We start from the raw sequence: 7,612 nt of genomic DNA, 5'->3' as shown, positions 1-7,612 counted from the left end.
CAGGAGCAGGACAACAACGTGAGTGCCTGCGCCACCACGGCCCTGTGGATGGCCTTCCACAAAACGGCGGCCCTGTTCCAGACAGCCCTGCCCTCGCCCTACCACATCACGGCCACCACCCGCAACCTGTTCTACCGCCACGGCCGCACCTTCCCCAGCGCCGGCCTCGACCAGACCCAGATTGGCGAGGCCATCGAGGCCGTGGGCTTGGTGGCCGAGCTGCGCACCTACCGCCAGGGCCACGAGTGGGGCCTGCTGCCGCCCGGCGATTCGGCCACCGTCCGCATGCAGCAGCAGCTGCGCGGGGCCAAGGGCTTCCTCTACGCCTACCTGCGCCTGGGCTTGCCCGTGCTGCTGTTCCTGCTGCTCGACGAAAACCCCGACCTGGGTCACCTGGTCACCATCACCGGCTACCGCCTGGCCCCCGCCACGGCCCTGCCCACGCCCGACATCTCGCTGGCCTCCGACGCGCTCGACCGCCTCTACGCCCACGACGACCAGATGGGCCCCTTCGCCCGCTACGGCTTCACCGAGCAGGGCCGCCTGCGCACGCCCTGGCCCGCCGACGCCGACTGGCAAACGGCCCCCGGGCGCTGGCAGCAGCACCGCGAAGCCTCGCTCTTCAGCCTGTTCGTGCCGCTTACGGCCGACATCCGCATCACCTATGAGCAGGTGTACCGGCAGGTGGGCCTGTTCGAGCAGATCTTCACTGACACGATTCAGGAGCGGGCCGACATCGTGTGGGATATTTATTTGGACTACAGCAATAACCCAAGTTGCGGCCTATGCCCCTAACTCGGCCAGGGTGTGGGTGAAGATGAAAAGCAGGAGTTTAAGGGCGAATCCCTGGGCCGTGACGGCGTGAATGGACTTGGGAAAGCGCTCCGTGATTTGACTAATCGTGGTTTCGATGCCTTTGCGAAAGTACTGAATCAGAAAGTTTTGCCACGGTTCGTGGGGCCGCTTGCTGCCCTTCTTGCGGTCGACGGTGAGCGCCACCTCCTCCAACGCGTACCACGCGTCCTCCAAGGCGTAGTCCGTGTACGCAGCATCCGCATAAAGCACGCTGCCGGCGGGCAATTGCGGGTCCAACGCCTTCAAGCCCGTGATGTCGGCCTCGCTGCCGGCGTGAATGTAGAACTCGACCGGCAGCCCGTCGTGGGTCATGAGCAGCTGTACTTTGAAGCCGTAGAAATAGCGCCGTTTGCTGGCCGAGTAGCCCCGGTAGGCCTCGCCCTCCAGCAGCTGAGAGCGGCTGATGCGCACGTTATCACAGACGGGAACGGGGAACGAATCGATGACGTAGCGGGCCTCGGTATTGAGCTGTTTCAGGTGCTGGCCCAGGGCGAAGAACAGATACTTGAGCGTGTCGTGGAGACGATGCAGCTGGCGGGTAAAGCCGCTCTTGTCCAGCGCTTTCATGCCCCAGTGCTGCCGCATATAGCGGCGGGCGGCGGCCAGATTACCCCCGAAAAAGCGGGCCGCCAGCAGGGCCGTGGTGATGATTTCAGCGTCGGAGAGGTGGCGCTTATGGGGGGCCTGCGGGCGGGTCAGGCGCAAGAAGTCGTCGATGAAGCAGTACATTGCTACGGTCTGTTCTGTCATGGGAAGGGGGCTTGAAGGGGTTGAATACTTCAAACCTAGTCTTTCTCGTGCGGAACAGACTTTTTTTTAGCCCCAACTTACTCCGCAACTTGGGTTAACTACAAGGAGGAATTACGTTACTTACGACCGGTAAGCGGCGAGCCGCTGCGCCGCATCCTGGTCAGCTCGCTGCCCAAATACATCTGGGTGGCGCGGGCCACGCTCCAGCAAACCCCCATCCTGGAGCTGGTCTTCGACGCCACCGACCTGCACACGGGTTTCTACTGTTTGCTGGTCAACGTGTTCGACCCGTTGCGCGCATCGATGACCGACTGGCTCGGGCAGCCAGCCTTTCGTCGCAAGCTGCTCAAGGCCCCCAAGTTTGATAAACGGTTTTTAGAGTTGCTGATTAAAAATTTAGAACTGATTGTGTAACGACTGCTTTAACAGCCGAAGACGTGCTTCGCTATCTTTTGTGAGACTTGGTGAATTTATATTCAAAATAATTTATTTTTTATTGAGTCCTAACCCTTTTAAAAAAATCAATCACATGAATTGGAAGCAGAATAATGGGCTCGCGAGCAGAATAAATAATTTGCCTTTAGTTATTGCCGGTCCTATTCTTCGTAGAACAGAGCCGTTTTCGGTTTCTGTTTGGATAGCCCTTAGAGCAAATCCAGGTAATATTATATTAAAAATATTCGAAGGCAACGGGAATGTTGTTGTAGTAGAGAGCGAGCCTACCTCTCTTATCAAGCTAGGCGATTCTCTCTACGTTTCTGTTATCACAGCTAAAATTGATTTTACTACTGGGGTACCCCTTTCAGAAGGAGTTATTTATCAATATGACATACAATTTCCGGGAGTAGATCCTTGGTCTGGAACTACTTTAAAATCAGTTGGTATTCTATCTAAACAAGATGCAGCGATAGGCGGCATTAATTTAATTGCTTACTTAGACAAAGGACAAGATAGACCTTCGTTCTCTTTACCTCCAAGTAGCGTAAATGATTTGAGGATTGTCCATGCTTCATGCAGAAAGCCTCACGGAGGTGATTTGGACGCAATGGCGGCTATTGATATTTTAATAAAAGAATCTGCTGCTTCTGCTAATTCCAGACCGCATCAGCTTTATTTGACGGGAGATCAGATTTATGCAGACGACGTTGCTGATGTACTACTATATTTGATACAAGATGCAGAGTCTGTTTTAATAGGTTGGCAGGAAGCATTACCACTTATTGAGCCAAGTGACAACATTAGGCCGGGCTTTAGAGCTGATGCAAGAAATAATATCATTAAAGATTTAGCAAAGTTATCTGTTGGTGATGAACCTGAATCTTCAAAGAGTCACTTGATGAAGCTGAGTGAATTCTATTTAATGTATTTGTTTGTTTGGTCACCAGTTCTATGGAATGAACAAGAGTCTTCTTTTCCTATGTGGGAAGATGTATTCCCTCCATCAGACGGATTGCCTGTTGTTCAAGCATATTACTTAAATAAAGAAGCTAGCCAAATATGGGTTTATAAAGAGAAAAGCGATTTTATTGCTGAGACAAGTGCAGTAATGACAATGTGGGAGAGTCTGAGTATGGTTAGGAGAGCTATTGCCAATGTTCCTTGCTATATGATTTGCGACGATCATGATGTGACAGACGACTGGTACATTGATGGGCAATGGACGGAAACAGTTCTTGACGAAGAAAATTTACTCGGAAGGAGAATAATTCAAAACGCTATATCTGCCTACGCAATTTTTCAAGATTGGGGAAATGTACCCAATGAAACTCAGTATGGTGTCAATCAAAATAACACATTACCCAAAATATTAGAATCAATTTCTGCGAATGGTTATATTCAATCTATAGCCGACTCAATAGGAACTATGATTATTCCTACGATTAACAGAGATGCTAGTAGTTACGGTCTGCAAGGAATTGAATTAGAAAATTCGATTATTTTATCTTATCGAATCGATTTTAATAATTTTAGGGTAGTTGTGTTAGACAGCCGTACACGCCGGTTTTTTCCAAACATAGGAGGAGGGCCGGCATTATTGAGTCAGCGTGCATTAAATGATCAACTGACATTGAACCTGCAAAATATGCTACCTGATCAGGAGTTCGTTTTACTAATTGCTCCTGCCCCAATAATTGGACACACTATATGGGAAGATTCTTTACAGCCTTATTTAGTAGACATTCAGTCTATCACTTTTAAATCTCTCATAGACAGAAGTAGAATTATAGATTGGGAAGCCTGGAGTTTTAATAAGAATTGTTTTGAAGAAGTATTGAGCACCCTGGCTATAGTTGAAAAAGTCATAATTTTATCCGGAGACGTTCATTTTTCTTTTACAGCGGAGTGCAAATATTGGATCAAATCACAAACAGAAAATAGAGTTTCTTCTTTTGCGCAGTTAACTTCAAGCTCTTTGAAGAATAGCAATTCTAAAACCAAAGATTTTGCATCTGAATCAGGAAATGCACTAGATATAATAAAAACACTTGCTCAGTTTGGACATCCAAATGCATTGCCTACAGAAGGTTACGCACGCTATGTTGTTGGTAGTAAGATAAATTCTAGATTTATGCAATTTAGAGATCTTGACGGTAGCTGGTCCAATTTTGCTACGTCAGAGTCGCTACCTTCTACATATTCTTTTTTTGCACAGAATAGTCAAACCCACAGGGTTGATCCAGTAATTGGATTTGATTTTGCTTACAGTTTATTCTTTAAAAATGATGCTCGAAGTGCAGATGCAAGAGGTATTTATACAGGTGCTGCTAATTCTTATCCTTATACTTTACCCTCAGATTACATCCAAACTTTAGCTTATCATCATAGTAGAGAAACAAAATGGTCTGACTATACTATAGCCGTTGGTATGGATTGCCTCGGTGAAGTTACTATGCAAACAGTTGGCAATGCGTTAGAAGTAACCCATGCACTGTGGTATTCAAAAGATGGAGTCTACCACGACCAAGACTTCGTTATACAGCCCTATACAGTGCATGTCTGCTTTTTAAATCCGAACGATAATGATGAAACACCAAATCCGTAAGTGCATCGGTTCTACTTTAATACTTTGTCTTTGCTTATTATTCCCTCAAAAGGCTTCGGCTGATCCATGGGAGCACATGGATGTGCTTTCCCTTATCGGTAACTTGGTGTTGCTTAGCCCAAGTATTTTCTGTGTAACTGTGTTGTACTCACTCCGCTCAAAACCATATAGTTTACTTAAGTTTTTTTTAATTTTTCATTCACTTATTTTTGCTTTAGAATTATTTTTTATCAAAGGCAACAGGTCGGGATTAGGTATAAATGACTTGTGCATGGAATATTTAGATAGGCCAATATTTTGGGTTCCAAAGATTATAATATTCATAGGATTATGCTTATGGGTAATACACAAGAGAAGTCATTAATTGCTTCACTAAAATACAAATATCATGAACCAATTAAACTTTCAAAAAACATTTTTTTTAGAAGTCAAAAAAATATGGTATCCCCTCGTTGAATCTGCGAGGAGCAGGGATCCTATGTTGGATTTCTTTATTGAATACGGATGGGATATTAAAGCTATTGCGAATGACGACATCAGTTTAGATGGCATTATTGAAGGAATACAAATATTTGCCAGCACATTGGCAGAATTCAATGATCTTTCTTACAGGAATGCTCCTCAAACTATCACGGATTTTCGCAATAGTTTGCGTCAAGCTAACAGTATTATTAAATCGGCTGAGGATACTATTAATGCATTTGGCTCTGGATCACCAATAATAAATACTTTATTGCCAGATATTGCTAGTAAAATGTTTGTTGAATATTTATTTGATCATCAAAGACATTTCTTTTATATTCTTGAATTTATTGGATGTATTGGTTATAGTTTAGATTCTATTGTTGTTCACAATGGGATATGTATCTTTGATCCGCAGAGAAAAAAAACAATAGATGTAAATGCATTTTCGTCTTTCATTAAAGATCCTAAAGTAACATTAGGAACTCGTTATTGGCCAAACGGCCTTGATACAGTTCCTGAAGCAACAGCAACTGGGGCCAGATTATTTGTTGCTTTATCGAAGCTGCTAAACTCTGTTGGACTTGAAGCTGTATCTGCTCGCTCGCCGACTCAAAAACCTGCAAACATTAGTATAGATGTATGGGATAGACTCAGTGGTATGATTACAGTTCGCAAGAGCTTTACTCTTGCAAATAATACTTATATAGAAGCAGGTGCAACTGCGGGAGTATTGTCAGCTTCAGAAGGTGGCCCTGGTGTATTTATACAACCTTTTGGCGAGCTCAGTTTTGAACATGATATTGAACAATGGATAGTAAAAGCGGAAACGACAGGAGTGTTTGCCGGCTACAAAGTAACACAAAATGATGTCTCATTAATAGGGAGTTCCAGCAATAGTTCAAAAATTATAGTCAAAATCTCATCTCCATCCTCCCGACAAAATGTGCCTGCATTAAAGTTTGGAAGTGTTGATGGAACTAGATTAGAAGTAGGAGGAGTTTCCTTAGAAATTTTCATTTCTAGACTAGGAGACAATAATAATTTTGGCGCATTTTTTACATTAATTAACTCTAATTTCATAATTAAATCGGGTGATGGAGATAGTTTTATAAATAAAATACTGCCTGCTGAAGAAATTATCCTTCCTCTAGAAATAATAACCGGTTGGAGCAAAGGTAAAGGATTTTATTTCAATGGCGGATTTGGTCTTGAAAAAATATTCATTTTCAATCAATCGCCACACTACAGAAACTTTATTAATATAGATATTCTGAATATTAGAGTAAAAGCTTTGAACACGGGTATAAGCTTATCCTTATCAGCAACAGGTAGTGTTAGTTTGGGTCCCATAATACTTAATGTAGAAGAAGTAGGAGCCCAAGCAAGTCTTGATTTTTCTTCTGAGCTTAGCGTGACTGGGCCTAGTAAACTGGATATTTCATTCCAGTTACCTAAAGGCATCGGAATCGAAGTGGACTCCGACACCGTCACTGGCGGGGGCTACCTGTACTTCAATCCGGCGGCCAAGCAGTATGCCGGCGTAGCGAACCTCACGCTCAACAAGAAGATCAACCTCAACGCGATTGGGCTGCTGCAAACCGAGCTGCCCGCGGGCCGCGACGGCTACTCGCTGCTGCTGCTCATCACGGCCACCGGCTTCAAGCCCCTCCAACTCGGGCTGGGCTTTACGCTCAACGGTATCGGGGGCCTGGTGGGCGTCAACCGCGCGGCCAACACCGACTACCTGCGCGGGCTGCTCGCCAGCGGGCAGCTGGACCAGCTGCTGTTCCCGGCCAACGTGCTCGACAACCCGGCCGCCGCCCTGGCCCTGGCCGACGCCAGCTTCCCGGCCACCGAGGGCCGCTACGTGTTCGGGCTGCTGGCCCGCATCGGCTGGGGGGCACCCAAAACGCTGCTCACGCTCGATGTGGGCCTGATCATCGAGCTGCCCGCCCCCGTGCGCCTGGTGCTGCTGGGCGTGCTGCGGGCCACGCTGCCCAGCTTCGACAAGCCCATCCTGCGCCTGCGGGCCGACTTTGTGGGCAGCGTCGACTTCGGGGCCGGCAGCGTCGAGTTCGACGCCACGCTGCACGATTCGAGTATCCTTGACCGCTTCCCGCTCAGCGGCGACGGGGCCTTCCGCCTCTACCAGGGCCAGAACCCCGTGTTCCTGCTCACTGCCGGCGGCTTTCACCCCGCCTTCCAGCCCCCGGCCAACGCCAACCTGCCCACCCTGCAGCGCCTGCGCCTGGCGCTGGCCGACAGCCGCGACTTCCGGCTGGTGCTGCACACCTACCTGGCCATCACCTCCAACACGGTGCAGGTCGGCGCCCGCCTCGACCTGTTCGTCGACCTGCCGCTGGGCTTCTCGCTGGAGGGCCACCTGTTCTTCGACACGCTCTTCCAGTTCAACCCCTTCCGCCTCGACGTGCAGATCGGGGCCGGCGTGGCCATCAAGCGCAACGGCCAGAACAAGCTCACCCTGCAGCTCTACCTGCA

At 47.7% G+C, this 7,612-nt stretch carries 6 protein-coding genes; 4 read left to right on the top strand and 2 right to left on the bottom strand.

Annotated features, from left to right (window positions below):
• Nucleotides 1–795, top strand: a 795-nt coding sequence (locus D0T11_RS22770) for a hypothetical protein (protein WP_220473762.1), incomplete at its 5' end; no start/stop codon positions are given.
• Here D0T11_RS22770 and D0T11_RS21215 read toward each other — a convergent pair.
• Entirely contained in the window at nt 784–1,605 is an 822-nt protein-coding gene (locus D0T11_RS21215; protein WP_119657814.1) for an IS982 family transposase, read from the bottom strand. The genes D0T11_RS22770 and D0T11_RS21215 overlap by 12 nt on opposite strands.
• A 186-nt stretch (nt 1,606–1,791) precedes the next feature.
• Here D0T11_RS21215 and D0T11_RS21210 point away from each other — a divergent pair, with 186 nt between their 5' ends.
• Together D0T11_RS21210 and D0T11_RS22295 are read left to right on the top strand one after the other, a co-directional pair.
• Nucleotides 1,792–2,019, top strand: coding sequence for a hypothetical protein (locus D0T11_RS21210; RefSeq protein ID WP_119657813.1), 228 nt, complete (start codon nt 1,792–1,794; stop codon nt 2,017–2,019).
• Nucleotides 2,020–2,059: 40 nt separating this feature from the next.
• The gene (locus tag D0T11_RS22295; protein ID WP_147374782.1) at nt 2,060–4,648 is read left to right on the top strand and encodes a hypothetical protein; all 2,589 of its coding nucleotides are present in this window, start codon (nt 2,060–2,062) and stop codon (nt 4,646–4,648) included.
• 1,311 nt (nt 4,649–5,959) lie between these two features.
• Here D0T11_RS22295 and D0T11_RS22290 read toward each other — a convergent pair.
• Nucleotides 5,960–6,286 carry a hypothetical protein gene (locus tag D0T11_RS22290; RefSeq protein ID WP_147374781.1) on the bottom strand — a complete coding sequence of 109 codons (327 nt, stop codon included), beginning with the start codon at nt 6,284–6,286 and terminating at the stop codon, nt 5,960–5,962.
• Nucleotides 6,287–6,404: 118 nt separating this feature from the next.
• Between D0T11_RS22290 and D0T11_RS21205 the strand changes: the two genes are divergently transcribed.
• The coding region (locus D0T11_RS21205) for a DUF6603 domain-containing protein (protein ID WP_317127281.1) at nt 6,405–7,612 on the top strand (1,208 nt) is incomplete at its 3' end.

It is taken from the genome of Hymenobacter rubripertinctus (genome assembly GCF_003583925.1).
GTDB classification, from domain to species: domain Bacteria; phylum Bacteroidota; class Bacteroidia; order Cytophagales; family Hymenobacteraceae; genus Hymenobacter; species Hymenobacter rubripertinctus.
This window is presented reverse-complemented; position numbering and strand designations above follow the sequence as displayed.